At 73.9% G+C, this 14,356-nt stretch carries 13 protein-coding genes and 1 tRNA gene; 5 read left to right on the forward strand and 9 right to left on the reverse strand.

Annotation, left to right across the window (positions count from 1 at the left end):
* Positions 1 to 97 precede the first annotated feature (97 nt).
* The 5 genes from CHF16_RS37425 to CHF16_RS37445 form a co-directional block, all read right to left on the reverse strand.
* Entirely contained in the window at positions 98 to 2,341 is a 2,244-nt protein-coding gene (locus CHF16_RS37425) for a S8 family peptidase (RefSeq protein ID WP_143228292.1), read from the reverse strand.
* 271 nt (positions 2,342 to 2,612) lie between these two features.
* Complete coding sequence (locus CHF16_RS37430) at positions 2,613 to 4,277, reverse strand: solute symporter family protein (protein WP_089330934.1); 1,665 nt, start codon at positions 4,275 to 4,277, stop codon at positions 2,613 to 2,615.
* Positions 4,274 to 4,540: a DUF485 domain-containing protein gene (locus CHF16_RS37435; RefSeq protein WP_245869776.1), complete on the reverse strand. Its 267-nt coding sequence runs from the start codon at positions 4,538 to 4,540 to the stop codon at positions 4,274 to 4,276. Before CHF16_RS37435 ends, CHF16_RS37430 begins: the two co-directional genes overlap by 4 nt.
* 233 nt (positions 4,541 to 4,773) lie before the next feature.
* Positions 4,774 to 5,061 (reverse strand): GlsB/YeaQ/YmgE family stress response membrane protein, encoded by a 288-nt coding sequence (locus CHF16_RS37440; protein ID WP_089330936.1) that lies wholly within the window; start codon positions 5,059 to 5,061, stop codon positions 4,774 to 4,776.
* A 30-nt stretch (positions 5,062 to 5,091) separates the two neighbouring features.
* Positions 5,092 to 5,751: a TetR/AcrR family transcriptional regulator gene (locus CHF16_RS37445; protein ID WP_089330937.1), complete on the reverse strand. Its 660-nt coding sequence runs from the start codon at positions 5,749 to 5,751 to the stop codon at positions 5,092 to 5,094.
* A 125-nt stretch (positions 5,752 to 5,876) separates the two neighbouring features.
* Between CHF16_RS37445 and CHF16_RS37450 the strand changes: the two genes are divergently transcribed.
* Together CHF16_RS37450 and CHF16_RS37455 are read left to right on the forward strand one after the other, a co-directional pair.
* Entirely contained in the window at positions 5,877 to 7,049 is a 1,173-nt protein-coding gene (locus CHF16_RS37450) for an FAD-binding oxidoreductase (RefSeq protein ID WP_089330938.1), read from the forward strand.
* A gap of 43 nt (positions 7,050 to 7,092) precedes the next feature.
* Entirely contained in the window at positions 7,093 to 8,547 is a 1,455-nt protein-coding gene (locus CHF16_RS37455; protein WP_089330939.1) for an MDR family MFS transporter, read from the forward strand.
* A gap of 39 nt (positions 8,548 to 8,586) precedes the next feature.
* Here the strand turns inward: CHF16_RS37455 and CHF16_RS37460 are convergent, their stop codons facing one another.
* The 4 genes from CHF16_RS37460 to CHF16_RS37475 are packed head-to-tail and all read right to left on the reverse strand — an operon-like array spanning position 8,587 to position 12,321.
* The gene (locus tag CHF16_RS37460; RefSeq protein ID WP_089330940.1) at positions 8,587 to 9,876 is read right to left on the reverse strand and encodes a cytochrome P450; all 1,290 of its coding nucleotides are present in this window, start codon (positions 9,874 to 9,876) and stop codon (positions 8,587 to 8,589) included.
* A 48-nt stretch (positions 9,877 to 9,924) separates the two neighbouring features.
* A complete protein-coding gene (locus CHF16_RS37465; RefSeq protein WP_089330941.1) occupies positions 9,925 to 10,584 on the reverse strand; it encodes a response regulator transcription factor in 660 nt (219 codons plus the stop codon).
* A complete protein-coding gene (locus tag CHF16_RS37470) occupies positions 10,581 to 12,038 on the reverse strand; it encodes a sensor histidine kinase (protein ID WP_218827024.1) in 1,458 nt (485 codons plus the stop codon). The genes CHF16_RS37465 and CHF16_RS37470 overlap by 4 nt, the downstream gene beginning before the upstream one ends.
* Positions 12,022 to 12,321 carry a hypothetical protein gene (locus tag CHF16_RS37475; RefSeq protein ID WP_089330942.1) on the reverse strand — a complete coding sequence of 100 codons (300 nt, stop codon included), beginning with the start codon at positions 12,319 to 12,321 and terminating at the stop codon, positions 12,022 to 12,024. The genes CHF16_RS37470 and CHF16_RS37475 overlap by 17 nt, the downstream gene beginning before the upstream one ends.
* Before the next feature lie 119 nt (positions 12,322 to 12,440).
* Here CHF16_RS37475 and CHF16_RS37480 point away from each other — a divergent pair, with 119 nt between their 5' ends.
* From CHF16_RS37480 to CHF16_RS37490, 3 genes are all read left to right on the forward strand, one after another.
* The gene (locus CHF16_RS37480; protein WP_089330943.1) at positions 12,441 to 13,025 is read left to right on the forward strand and encodes a DUF4956 domain-containing protein; all 585 of its coding nucleotides are present in this window, start codon (positions 12,441 to 12,443) and stop codon (positions 13,023 to 13,025) included.
* The gene (locus tag CHF16_RS37485) at positions 13,016 to 13,855 is read left to right on the forward strand and encodes a polyphosphate polymerase domain-containing protein (RefSeq protein WP_089330949.1); all 840 of its coding nucleotides are present in this window, start codon (positions 13,016 to 13,018) and stop codon (positions 13,853 to 13,855) included. The genes CHF16_RS37480 and CHF16_RS37485 overlap by 10 nt, the downstream gene beginning before the upstream one ends.
* Positions 13,818 to 13,890: transfer RNA gene (locus CHF16_RS37490), tRNA-Thr, on the forward strand. Before CHF16_RS37485 ends, CHF16_RS37490 begins: the two co-directional genes overlap by 38 nt.
* The last annotated feature ends 466 nt before the right edge of the window (positions 13,891 to 14,356 follow it).

Here is a 14,356-nt window from a genome sequence, read left to right on the forward strand (position 1 = left end):
TCGATGCTCGGCGAGAGGTCCGGGGTGCCGCATCGGCCCGCCGGAGACACCCGCGCTACGCCCCCCGGAGTACCGCGACCGCCACCGGACGCCGCGCTCACCACCAGGGGGGCCGGTAGTCCTCGTCCTCGGCGGGGCGCGCGTGCCGGGAGCGCCGTCCGTGCGGGCGGTCGTCGTCCGCGGCCGCCTGCGGGTGGCCGTCCGCGGGCTCGTCCTCCAGCGGAGGTACGGGCGGCGGGAGGACGTCGTCGAGCGGCTCCGGGGATACCGCAGCGGGCGGAGCGGGCGGGTCCTCCGGCGCCGCGAGCGGGCCGAGGGCCCCGCGCCGGAACTCCTCCCAGTCGGCGTCGTCGAGAGGCGGGTCGTCCGGGACGGCCCCGTCCAGGCCGGTGCCCTCCAGACCGGCGCCCTCCAGGCCCGTGCCGTCCAGGCCGGTGCCGTCGGTCTCGCCGTCGTCCACGCCGGCGGCGTGGCGGCCCCCGGCGTGCCGGCCGTTCGCGTGCTGCCCGCCGCCCGAGCCGTTCCCGTTCAGCGAGCCGTTCCCGTTCAGCGGGTCGTTCCCGTTCAGCGGGTCGTGGCCGTTGGTGCCGTTGGACGCGAACTCGCCGGGCAGGAACGGGCGCATCTCGTGCCGCATGATGGGCGGCTTCGGTTCGATGGTCGGCGGGAGCGGCACCTCGAAGGGCTCGGGACCGGACGCCGCACCGCCGGGCTCCGCGTACCCGTCCTGATGCTCGTCCCGGTGCCCGTCCCAGGGCTCGTCCTGCCGCCCCTCCTCGCGCCCTGCCTCGCGTCCGGCGTCGCGCCCGTCCTCGCGCTCGTCCCAGGACATGCCGAGGCGCGGCGGGATCTCCGGTGCCAGCGGCGGGCCCTGGTACGCCTCCGTGTTCTGCCAGAGCGGCACGTTGACCGGGGCGAACCCGGGGTCGGCGGCGGCGGGCCCGGCCGAGACGGGCGCGGCCGCCGGGACGGCGACGGGCTCGCGCGGCGCGGGCGGCAGGCCGTAGTCGGGGACGGCGTCGGTCTCCTCGACGTCCTCCTCCGGGCGGCGCCGCTGCCGCCAGCCGAGCACCAGCCCGACGGCGACGAGCAGCCCCCCGCCGCCGAGGACGAGCGGGAGCAGGACGCCGACGTCCCGCGCTGGGGACTCCGCGACCGGCGCCGGGGTGGGCGCGGGCGGCGGCGGTGTCTCCACCGGCCCGCTGGAGGTCTTGTTGATGTTGTGCGCGGCGACCAGCGCGCGGACCGCGTCGACCGTCCCGCGGCAGGTCGGCGAACCGGTCGGCGAGCCGGGACGGGCCGGGGAGCCCTGGATGAGCGCCCGCCTGACCTCGGCCGGGGACAGCTTCGGGTAGCGGGACTTGATGAGCGCGGCGACCCCGGCGACCATCGCCGAGGACGCGCTCGTGCCCGTCCCGACGACGTAGCCGTTGCTGGCGTCGGCGCTGACGATGTCGACGCCCGGCGCGCACACGGCGGCGCGGGAGCGGCGGTTGCTGTCCTTCCAGAGCCGCAGCCGGCGGTCGAGCGCGCCGACGGCGATCACGCCCGGGTAGGCGGCGGGGAAGTTCTTGCGGTTGGCGCCCGAGCCGTCGTTGCCGGCGGAGGCGATCAGCACGACGCCCTTGGAGAGCGCGTACCGGATCGCGTCCTCCTGGGACTTGGTGCCGTTGTAGAACTGGCGCCCGCCGCCGAGCGACATGTTGATGATGCCGGCGCCGTGGTCGACGGCGTAGCGGATGCCCTGGGCGACGGCGTCGTGCTCGCCGGTGCCGGACTGGGCGCCGTTGTCCTGCCGCAGCGGGTCGTCGTTCTCGAGCGTGACGCGCACGGACAGGATCTGGCTGAGCGGCGCCACGCCCATCATCCCCTGCTGGAGCCCGGGGCCGTGCCCGTGGCCGGCGATGATGCTGGCCATGGACGTCCCGTGCAGGCCCCAGTAGCGGCTGCCGGGGCTCCGGACGCCGCCGGTGAGGTCGGGGCCGTCGACGACGCGGCCGCTGAGGTCGGGGTGGCCGCCGTCGACGCCGGTGTCAAGGACGGCGACGGTGACGCCGCGTCCCCGGGAGTACTTCCACGCCTTCTGCGCGCGCAGGGCCTTCAGGTGCCACTCGCGCGACCGGATCTGGTCGGTCGGCGCGCCGACGAGCGGCCCGGCCGCGGCTCCGGCGGCGGCGCTGCGCCCGGCCTCCCGCTCCCCGCCGGAGACCATCGCCACCGGCACGGCCACGGCCGCCCCAAGGGTGAGGACGGTGAGGGCCGCGGTCGCCCGGGCACCGAGCCCGCGCGGGACGAGGACCGGTCGGGTGAGTCCCGGACGGCGTCGACCGGCTTCGGACACGCCGCCGCACCTCCCTCCGGCACACCGCCGCGCTCCACGGCGGCTGACATTCTGCCACGCGAACCGGGCTCCGCCCGTGCACTCGGCACATTGAACCCCTGGCCCGGACGGTGCGGGCGCGCCCGGCCGCCCCGTCCCGCCAGGCGTCCCGTACTCAGCGGTAACAGGAGGGCGGACCGGAATGTTAACCCGCCCACACCTCCGGACGGCAGTGCCCGCACCGGTACGGGCCTGTCGCCGTCACGGCCGGTCAGCGCCACACGGGCTGCCTTCAGTGCGCGCCCGCTCCGGTGAGCGCCCGGACGGTCAGGTCGTCGTAGCGGCCGGTGTCGGCCTCTTCGCGTCCGAGGAGGGTCCCGGCGACCGCGCACGCGAACCCGATGGGGATCGACACCAGCCCGGGGTTCTCCAGCGGGAACAGGTGGAAGTCGATGCCCGCGGGCAGCAGTGACAGGCTCTCCCCCGTCGCCGGATCGGTCTTCCCGGACACCACGGGCGACAGGACGACCAGCACCAGCGAGGCGGTCAGGCCGCCGTAGACGCCGGCGACGACCCCGGTCCCGTTGAACCGCCGCCAGAACAGCGACAGCACGATCACCGGGACGTTCGCCGCCGCCGCGATCGCGAACGCCAGCGCGACGAGGAACGCCACGTTCAGGTTCCGCGCCGCGACCGCGAGGACGATCGCGAGCGCGCCGACCAGCAGCGCCGCGAACCGCGCGACCGCCACCTCCTGCGACTCGCGCGGCCGGCCGAGCATCAGCACCTGCCCGAAGTAGTCGTGCGCGAGCGACGTCGACGACGCCAGCACCAGCCCCGACACGACCGCGAGGATCGTCGCGAACGCCACCGCGCCGATGAACGCCAGCAGCACCTCGCCGCCCGCCCGGCCGCCGACGTGCTCCCCGACGGCCTGCGCGAGCTGCGGCGCGGCGGTGTTGCCGGACGGGTCCTGCGCCGTGATCGCCTCCCGTCCGACCAGGGCGGCCGCACCGAACCCGAGCGCCGGCGTCATCAGGTGGAACACGCCGACGAGGCCGATCGCCCAGGTCACCGACCGGCGGGCGGTGCGCCCGTCCGGGACGGTGAAGAACCGGCCGAGGATGTGCGGCAGGCCGGCGGTGCCGAGCACGAGCGCCAGCGCGAGGCTGACGAAGTCCAGCTTGTTCACGATCGTCTGGTAGGGGTCGCCGGGGACGTCCTGCCCGAACCGGAGCCCCGGCCGCAGGAACTCCTCACCGCGCCCGCTGGCGTCGGCGGCCGACCCGAGCAGCGCTCCGAGGTCGAACCCGAACCGGCCGAGCACGAGCACGGTCAGCACGGTGGCCCCGGCCAGCAGCAGCGCGGACTTGATGATCTGCACCCAGGTGGTCGCCTTCATCCCGCCGCACGCCACATAGAAGATCATCAACGCGCCGACCGCGACGATCGTGACGGTCTTCGCCGTCCCGGCGTCCATGCCGAGGAACCGCTCGCCCCGGTGGATGCCGAGCAGCAGCGACACCAGCGCGCCCGCGCCGACCATCTGCGCGAGCAGGTAGAACACCGACACGGTCACGGTGGACACGGCCGCGGCCCGGCGCACCGGCGCCTGCCGCCGCACCCGCCGCGCCAGGACGTCCCCCATCGTGAACCGGCCCGCGTTGCGCAGCATCTCGGCCAAGAGCAGCGCCAGCAGCCAGGCCACCATGAACCCGACGGAGAAGAGGAGGCCGTCGTAGCCGTTCAGCGCGATGGTCCCGGCGATCCCGAGGAAGGATGCCGCCGACATGTAGTCGCCGGCGAGCGCGACGCCGTTCTGCGCGCTGGAGAACGTCCGGCCGCCCGCGTAGAAGTCGTCGGCGCCCCGGGTGCGCGCCCGCGCCCACAGCGTGATGGCAAGGGTGATCAGGACGAACGCGACGAACAGCCCGAGCGTCAGCGCACGCCCGGTCACCGCAGCTCACCGGCCAGCGGGTCCAGCCGCCGCCGCGCGTAGGCGGCGTACCCGAAGGCGAGCGCGAACGTCGAGGCGAACTGCAGCAGGCCGAGCAGCAGCGCGACGTTGACGTGCCCCGCCACCGGCCGCGCCATGAAGTCCCGGGCGAACGCGGCCAGCCCGACATAGAGGAAGTACCACCCGAGAAACGCGGTGGCGACCACCGCCGCGGCCCGCCGGAACCGCCTCCTGAGCAGCCGGAACCGCTCGTACTCCGCCACGGGCGCGAGTCCACCCACCATTTCGGTCCCCCTGACCGGACGTGACTCTTCGCATCGATTCGAGTGCACTATGAGAGCGAAGATTCATGTCCGCCGACTCACGTTTGGCGAGCCTTTGGCCAGACCCTTGCCCACCCGCCCCCTGCGCCGTCCTCGATCCAGGGGCGGCCGGTTCGGACGGCCGATGGGTGGTGGAGTTCGGGGCCGGTCGGTGGAGTTCGGGGCCGGTGGGGTCAGCGGGGGGCGCGGCGGCGGTACTTGCGGCGGCCTCGGAGGGCGGCGACCACGGCGACGCCCAGCACGGCGAGGCCGACCTGGAAGGCGAGTTCGATCCAGTCGATGCCGTTGGTCGTCGCGACGCCTACCTCCTGGGCGATCGCGGTGCCGACGATCGCGGCGACGATGCCGACGAGCACGGTCAGGATGATGCCGATCGGCTGGCGGCCGGGGAGCAGCAGCCGGCCCAGCGCGCCGATGATCGCCCCGATGATGATCGCGCTGATGATGCCTGTGATGTTCATTCCGTCCCTGTGCCCACTGCGGGCGGGCTCTCACTCGGCCCGATCGTCGCCCATGGACTCGAGGTCGGCGAAGGTCAGGGCCGGGCCGGCGAGGCCGGACGGGGGGCCGGGCGCGGCGCGCAGGCCGTCGATGATCAGGTCGAGGTGCCGGTGCGCGAGCTCGGCGGCGACCTCCCGCGGCACCGGGCCGGGCATCGGGCGCGACAGCCGGACCAGCAGCATGCCGACGTCGCCGTGGGTGACGTCCGGGCGCAGGTCGCCGTCGCGCTGGGCCGTGGCGACGATGTCCTGAAGGACGGCGACGCCGTCGGCGCGGGCGGCGGCGATGTCCTCGTCCTCGAACGGGATCTCCTCCAGGAGGACGGGGAAGACGGCGCCGATACCGATGTCCAGGACGCGGTGCATGTAGCGGACGAGGGCGGCGAAGGCCGTGGGCTCCTCGTCCCGCGCGCGCTTGATCTCCTCGGTGGTGCGCTCCAGGGCGTCCAAGGCGACGGCCCTGGTCAGGGCCGGCCGGTCGGGGAAGCGGCGGTAGAGCGTCGCGATGCCGGTGCCCGCGCGTTTCGAGATCTCCTCCAGCGGCGCCCCCGGCCCCTGCTCGACGAAGACCTCCGCGGCCGCGGCGAGGATCCGCCTGCGGTTGTCGCGCGCGTCGGCCCGCAGCGGCCGCTCCTTCTGCTTCTGCGCCATGGCTCCGAGCCTAGCAAGCATGTGGAGGATCTCCCTCCAATTCACCGCGATAAGTGGAGACAAATCCTCCGGTCGGTGCTACGGTGCGAGTAAGTGGAGAAAAAACCTCCGGAAGGATCGAGATCATGAACACCACCGCCCTCCCCCGCCGGACCGGGCCGCTGACCGTCGACGCCACCGGGCCCGCGGACGTGCGCGCCGCGATCCTCGCCTCCCGCGAGCGGGGCCTGCCGCTGACCGTGCAGGCCACCGGGCACGGCACGGTCGTCCCGCCGGACGAGGGGCTGCTGCTGAGGACGTCCGGCATGTCCGGCGTGCTCGTCGACCCCGCCCGCCGCGTCGCCCGCGCCGGGGCGGGGGCCCGCTGGAGCGAGGTCATCGCCGCCGCCGCCCCGCTCGGGCTGGCCCCGCTGTCCGGCTCGCACGCGTCCGTCGGCGTCACCGGCTACACGCTCGGCGGCGGTGTCGGCCCGCTGTCGCGCCGGTTCGGGTTCGCCGCCGACCACCTGCTGCGCGCCCGGATCGTCACCGCCGACGGCAGCTACCTGACCGCGGACGCCGACCACCACCCGGAGCTGTTCTGGGCTCTGCGGGGCGGCGGCGGCAACTTCGGCGTGGTGACGTCGCTGGAGTTCCGGTTGCACCCGGTCTCGACCGTGTTCGCGGGCACCGCGCTGTTCCCGGCCGAGCGCGCCGCCGACATGCTCACCCGCTTCCGGGACGAGGCCGACACCCGCCCGGACGCACTGACGGTCTCGGTCGCCCTGGCCGACCACGCCGTCCACGGACGGGTCGTCGTGCTGCGCGGGACCTACGCCGGCTCCGCCGAGGACGGCGCGCGCGCGTTGCGCTCACTGCGCGAGGCGGGCGGCCCTGCCCTGCACGACGACTTCCGCACGATGCCCTACGCCGAGACGGAGACACTCGGCGGCACCGTGCCCCACCACTTCCACCTGCACGCCGACCTCCCGGACGAGCTGATCGCCGCGATCGCCGGCTCCCGGGCCGCCGGCGTCGAGGTGCGGCACTGGGGCGGCGCGATGGCCCGTCCCGCGCCGGACGCGGGCCCGGTCGGGCACCGGGACGTCCCCTTCTCGCTGACCGTCGACGGCACCGCAGACGACGACGCGGCACTCGCCCCGTTCGCGACCGGCGGCTCGTTCCTGAACTTCCTGCACGACACGTCCAGGACGGCCACCGCCTACACGCCCGGCGACCTGCGGCGGCTGCGCGAGGTCAAGCGCGCCTACGACCCGCAGAACGTGTTCCACCGCAACCACAACATCCGCCCCGCCTGACCACCGGACTCCCTGGAAAACGAGGAAATGCGAGGAAACAGCCATGACCACGACGCTCACCGCGCCCGCCCCCGACCCGGCGCAGAAGCTCGACCGGGGCCTCGTCGCGCTCGGCATCGCGGTGGTGCTCGGCGCCATCATGTCGATCATCGACGCGACGGCCGTCAACGTCGCCACCCGCACGCTCGCCGCGGACTTCGGGGCGCCGCTCACCTCCGTCCAATGGGTGCTGACCGGCTACATGCTCGGCCTCGCCGCCGTCATCCCGGCCACCGGCTGGGCCACCGAGCGGTTCGGGGCCCGCCGGGTCTGGATCGCCGCGCTGCTGCTGTTCCTCGGCGGCTCCGCGCTGTCCGGCCTCGCCTGGTCGCTGCCCGCGCTGATCGGCTTCCGGATCGTGCAGGGCGTCGGCGGCGGCATGATCATCCCGGTCGCGCAGACCGTCCTGGCGCAGGCCGCGGGCCCCGCCCGGATGGGACGCGTGATGGGCTTCATCGGCGTGCCGATGCTGCTCGGCTCCGTCGCCGGCCCGATCGTCGGCGGGCTGATCCTCTCGTCCGCCGGCTGGCGCTGGATCTTCCTCGCCAACCTGCCGCTCGGCGCCGTCGCGGTCGTGGCCGCGCTGCGCCTGCTGCCCCGCTCGGAACCGCGGCCCGCGTCGCTGGACGTGCGCGGCCTGCTCCTGCTGTGCGGCGGCGTGGCCCTGTTCACCTACGGCACGACCGAGGCGGGACGGCCCGGCGGGCTCGGCGAGCCGCGCACCTGGGCCATCGCCGGGATCGCCGCCGCGATGATCGCGCTCTACGTCCGGCACGCGCGCCGCCGCCCCGCGCTGATCGACATCGCGCTGTTCCGGCACCGCGGCTTCACCGCCGCCGCCGTGACCAACGTCGTCGTCGCCGTCGCGCTGTTCGGCGTCCTGGTCCTGCTGCCGCTGTACTGGCAGGTCGTGCGCGGCCACGGCCCGCTCGCCACCGGCCTCCTGCTGGCGCCGCAGGCGCTCGGCGCGGCCGTCGCGATGCCCCTCGCCGGACGGATCACCGACCGGATCGGCGCCGGCGTCGTCGTTCCCGCCGGCATCGTCCTCGGCCTGCTCGGCACGGCCGCCTACACCCGGCTCGGCGCGGACACCTCGGTGACCCTCCTGGCCGCGGCGCTGTTCGTCATCGGGCTCGGCCTCGGCGCGACGATCATGCCGTCGATGGCGGCGGCGTACCAGTCCCTGCCGCAGCACCTGATCCCGCGCGCGACCAGCGCCATCAACACCCTGCAGCGGATGGGCGCGTCCGTCGGGACGACGGTGCTCGCCGTGGTCCTGCAGCACGAGATCAGCGCCCGGACGCCCGGTATCGCCGCGCTCGGCCCGCTGCCCGACGCGACCCGCGAGGCCGTGGCGCCCGAGCTGGCGGCCGCGTTCGGCCACGCCTTCTGGATCGCGCTCGGCATCGCCGTCCTGGCTCTGGTGCCTGCGCTGCTGCTGCCCCGCACCAAGTCCTGATCCCCGGCCGGTGGTCCCGGGTCCCGCGCGGGCCCGGTATCACCTGCGCGTGACCCGCATGGGAAGCACTCCGGCCGGACGGTACGTGATCTCCGCACGCGCCCGCACGTTCACGCCGGGCACGAGGTCGAGCCGGTGGGTGCGGGCGATCGCGGCCAGCACCAGCGTCGCCTCCAGCATCGCGAACCCGGCGCCGACGCAGATGCGCCGCCCGCCGCCGAACGGCAGGTACGCGTACCGGTGGCGCCGCTGCTCCCCCATGAACCGCTCCGGCTGGAAGCCCTCCGGGTTCGGCCAGATGTCGGCGTTCCGGTGCAGCAGGTAGGGCGGGACGGCGACGGTCGAACCGGCGGGGACCCGCACCCCGGCGACGTCGTCGTCCTCCAGGGCGTCGCGCTCGATCGTCCAGGCCGGCGGGTAGAGGCGCATCGCCTCGGAGATGACGGCCTTCGTCCACGGCAGCTGGTCGGCGTCGTCGGCCTTCGGCTCCCTGCCGCCGAGGACGTCGTCGACCTCCGCCTCCAGCCGGTCCCTGGCGGCCGGGTACCGGGACAGCAGCATCAGCGTCCACGCCAGCGCCGCCGCGGTGGTCTCGTGCCCGGCCAGTAGCAGCGTCAGGACCTCGTCGCGGAGCTCCTCGGTGTCGAACTCGCCGCGCTCCTTGAGCAGGACGAGCAGCTCCCCGCCGTCCGGGCCCTCCACGACCCGCTGCACCATCTCGTCCAGGTAGTCGAGCGCGCCGCCGAGCCCCGGCACGCGCCGGTACAGCTCCCGCTTCGCCAGCGCGCCCGGCAGGAACGTCCCGACGACGGCGCCGCGCTGCAGCGCCTCCAGCGCCCGCCCGACGCGCGGCGCCTCACCGGCGAGCGCGCTGCCGAACAGCGCCCGCCCCACGATGTCCAGAGTGATCTTCCGCAGCTCGCCCGCCGCGTCGAGCGTCACCCCGTCCGGCCACCGCTCGACGCCCGCGACGGCCGTCTCCGCCATCTGCGACCCGAACCCGACGACGCGGCGCTGCGAGAACACCGGCTGCACCAGCCGCCGGTGCCGCCGCCAGATGTCGCCCTCGCTGGTCAGCAGGCCCTCCCCGAGGACGGCCCGCAGCGGCCGGTACGTGAACGCCTTCACATAGTTGTCCTGGTTCGCCACCAGCACCCGCTCGGCGTGCTCGGGCCGCGACAGCAGGAACAGCGACCGGTGCGGCGTGAACGGCACCCGCACCGCGTCCCCGTACCGGCGGGCGAGCCCCCGGTACGTCTCCAGCGGATCGCGGGCCATCCGCCCCCACCAGCGCGCCGCCTCCAGGTTCCCGGGCCCCATAACGTCCATATCCCCCACCGTAAACCGGAGGCGGCCGCCTCTGGCAGGGCCCATGTTTCAGGGGCGCAGGCGGTATCCGGTGCCGCGCACCGTCTCGAAACGGTCGGCGCCCAGCTTGCGCCGCAGGTAGCGGACGTAGACGTCCACGACGTTGGAGCCGGGATCGAAATCGAAGCCCCACACGTGCGCGAGCAACTGCTCCCGCGTCAGCACCTGGTCGGGGTTCCGGCAGAACATCTCGGCGAGGGCGAACTCGCGGGAGGTCAGCTCGACCGTCCGTCCGGGCACGTGTGCGCGCCGCGTCCGCAGGTCCAGGGAGAGGTCGCCGACCCGCAGCAGCGTGGGCTCGGGGGTCCGGTCGGCGCGGAGCCGCAGCCGCACCCGGGCGAGCAGCTCCTCGAACGCGAACGGCTTGGCGATGTAGTCGTCGGCTCCGCTCTCCAGGCCCGCGACGGTGTCGGCGACGCCGTCGCGGGCGGTCAGGATGATGACGGGCAGCGCGACGCGGTCCTCGCGGAGCCGACGCAGCACGGTGAACCCGTCCCGCAGCGGCAGCCCGATGTCGAGGATCAGCAGGTCGAACCCGCCGGTCCGCGCCTGCTCGTAGGCGGCGACGCCGTCGGCGGCCACCGCGGTGCCGAAACCGGCGGCGCTCAGGCCCTTCTCCAGGAACGAGGTGATGCGCGGTTCGTCCTCGGCGATCAGGATGCGGCTCAAGCGTCCTCCCTCTCCCGCCCGTCGCCCGCGAGGACCTCCACCGCGCCCTCCCGGACCGGACGCAGCGGCAGCTCCAGGACGAAGCAGGCGCCCCCGCCGACCGGGTGCTCGACCCGGGCGGTCCCGCCGTGCGCCCGCGCGATCGACGCCACGATCGCCAGGCCGAGCCCGGCCCCGTCCGTCGGCCGCGGCCCCTCCCCGGCCCGGACGAACCGGTCGAAGATCCGGACGGCGTCCGCCTCGTCCACCCCCGGCCCGGTGTCGCGCACCCAGAGCACGGCCGCGGGCCCGTGCACCGCCGAGCCGATCTCGATGACGTCGTCCTCGCCGGTGTGCCGGACCGCGTTCGCCGCCAGCTGCATCAGCGCCTGCGTGAGCCGCTGCCGGTCGGCGACCGTCCGCACCTCCGCGACGCCGCCCACCCGCCACCGGCGCGGCGCCATCCCGCGCGCCTTGGCGACCGTCTCGACCGTGAGGTCGGCGAGGTCCGTCGCGTCCGGCGCGAGGAAGTCGGGACGTTCCGCCTTCGCCAGCACCAGCAGGTCGTCCACGATGCGGCCCATCCGGTCGAGCTCGTCGAGCAGCAGCGCCCGCGTCTCCGCCCGCCCCGCCGGGTCGTCGTCCATCAGCTCCAGATGCCCGCGGATCACCGTGAGCGGCGTCCGCAGCTCGTGCCCGGCGTCGTCGACGAACCGGCGCTGCGTCGCGAACGCCGCCTCCAGCCGGTCTAGCATCACGTTGAACGTGGCGGCGAGGGCGGCGACGTCGTCGTTGCCGCGCACCTCCAGCCGCCGGGTCAGGTCCGACCCGCTGATCCGCTCCGCCGCCTGCCGCACCAGCCGGACCGGCGCCAGCACCCGGCCCGCGACCAGCCATCCCGCCGCCCCGGCCACCGCGAGCGCGCCGAACGCGGTGAACCCGAGCACCCGGGTCGCCTCGACCACCTCGTCCCGCTGCCGGTCGCGGAACTCCACCACGACCAGCGCTCCGCGCGCGCGATCGCCCACCACCCGCACCGGCAGGACCGCGTACCGGACGCGTCCCGCGCGGCTGTCGACCCACCCGTGCTCGGGACGGCCGGCCCGCGCGGCCCGCGCGACGAACGCCGCGTCGCGGTCCAGCCGCGCGGGCGGCGGGTACGGGCTGCGCCGGTCGGCCCGGCCGTCGACGACCGTGAAGAACGTCTCCTCGTCGTCCGGCAGGTTCTGGGCGAGGTAGGTGGTCAGCAGCGTCCGGACGTCCCGCGCCTGGACGCCGCTCTGGGCGTACTCGCGGAGCTTCGCAGCCTCATGCCCCAGCTCCTCGTTGAGCCGCTCGTCCAACCGCGCCGACTGGACCGACCAGGTCACGAAGACCGACCCGCCCAGCGCCAGCGCGACCAGCAGCAGCATCCACCCGACGATGCGGGCGCGCGCGCTGAGACCGTGCGGCCCCGCCTCAGTCGTCGTCGGCATCGTCGTCATCGTCATCGCTGTCCGGCGGAGGCGGTGGAGCGACGGGCTGCACCGTCCGCTCCGGCGTCACCGAACGCACCGTCCGCTCCGGCGCCGGCCGCGGCGTCCTGGACGCCTTGGACGGCTCGGACGCCTCCACCGGACTGCTGGACGCGGGCGTCACCTGCACGGTGTCGCCCAGCCGTGGCGGTGCACTCGTCTGCGCATGGGCGAACACGGCGGCGAGCCCCAACGTGACGAGGGCCGCCGCTCCCGCACCTGCTAACGCCGCTCGGGTGGCCATGCGCCCACTATCCCCCGAGACCACCCCGACCACGACGAAGCGCGGATGAGAAGCCTCTCATGAGAGCGCCTTAACGGTGGCCTCATCGCGGCCTCACCGCTCCCGGGAACGCTGTACCCATGCGCGACGACATCATCTACGGCCTCACCGCGGACCTCCTGGCGATCGCGGTCCTGGCGCACCTGATCTACTTCCGGCGCCACCGCAGGCGCGACCTCCAGCTCGCCTACATCGCCGTCAACGCCGGCGTGTTCACGGTCGTCTCGCTGCTCCTCGTCCAACGCGCGGACCTGGCCATCGGCTTCGGCCTCTTCGGAGTGCTGTCGATCATCCGCCTCCGCTCCAGCGCCCTTACCCAGGAGGAGGTCGGCTACTACTTCATCGCCCTCGCACTCGGCCTGGTCAACGGCCTGGCAGCCCAGGTGCCGTGGCTCGCGCTGCTACTCGATGTCGTTCTGCTGGCGGTCATGTACACCGCGGACCACCCACGCCTGGGGCCCCGCATCGAACACCGCCTCATCACCCTCGACGTGGTGCACGGCGACGACACCGCCCTCCGAGCCGACCTGGAGAGCCGCCTCGGCGGCACCGTCCTCCGGCAGTCGGTGACAGAGGTCGACTACGTCCGCGACGTCATGGTGGTGGACGTCCGCTTCCACCGCGCCGAGCGCCGTAACCTCTCTCGGAGCTTCCTATGGACCTGACGGCCTTCCCCGGAGTCGGCCTGGCCGAGGTACTGGCGAACTCCGCGCTGCAACTCCGCGTGGACCGCAAGTACATCGTCCCCACCCGACTCATCCCCGCCCTGCTCACCCAACTGACATCCACGCACGCCGCCCTGGAAATCGACGGTCTCCGCACCTTCCGCTACACCTCGACGTACTTCGACACCCCTGGCCTGCTCACATACCGCCACCACCTGCAGGACAGACGCCGCCGCTACAAAATCCGCACCCGCACATACCTCGACACCAACGAGTCCATGTTCGAGGTGAAGCTGAGCGGCACCGGCGACACCACCGACAAGCGCCGCCTGCCCCACGACCCGGCATACCGCGAAGAACTCACACCGTCCGCCTACGACTTCCTCTGGGAAACGTTCCTGTCCGCCTACCGCACGAACCCGCCGTCCCTACTGCTCCCGTCAGCGACCACGACCTACGACCGCACCACGCTCGTCCAACGCCAGGGCACAGGCCGCGTCACTCTGGACACCGGCCTCGTCTGCACACACCACACCACCCGCCGAGCCGCCCGCAACGACTGGGTACTGCTCGAATCCAAGTCGTCCACCGCCGACACCCCGGTGGACCGCATCCTGCGCCGCATGGGCCTGCGCCCCGCGAGCCTCAGCAAGTACTGCCTGGCAGTAGCCGTCCTCTACCCTGGCACCACGGCCAACCCGTGGCACCGTCCCCTACGCCGCTGCTTCCCCCAGCCCCACCGGCACAACGCGCAAAACCTCCACCAAGTCGACTACGATGCGGGACGAGCCCGCCGGCGTAGCTCAATTGGCAGAGCATCTGTCTTGTAAACAGAAGGTTAGGGGTTCAAGTCCCCTCGCCGGCTCGCAGTTCAGAGGCCCCTCGCGATCTTCGTGAGGGGCCTCTGCTATCACCGTGGATGCCATTCTGGGAGCCACAGGGTTCAGCCGCCGAACAATGCGCCGCTTGATTCGCTTCACCGCATGCGTGATCCGCAGCGCTCCGGCCCGCTAGTCAAGGGGCGGGGGCGCTCAGGCGGCTGCGCGGCCCCGCGCCAGGCCGCCGGGAGCGTGGGGCGTGGGTTCGCGAACCGGGCCGCTTCCGAGGCGTCGGCCTTGCTGGATCCGGTGGTGGAGGGGGCGAGGGCTCTGCCATGGGGATCGCTGGTCCCGCGCCCGGTCGGCCCCAGCGCAGCGGCCACGGCGAGCCACGCGATGCAATGTCGGCGCTGCACAACTGACAGTGATGATGTAGGTGAGCGCCTCCCGCTGGGGTCTGGCCCAACGCCTGACTGGCCTGGTGCCTTCAACGGGATCTGCCGACCCTGCGCG

Origin of the sequence: Actinomadura meyerae, from assembly GCF_900188445.1 — a bacterium.
GTDB classification, from domain to species: Bacteria; Actinomycetota; Actinomycetes; order Streptosporangiales; family Streptosporangiaceae; genus Spirillospora; species Spirillospora meyerae.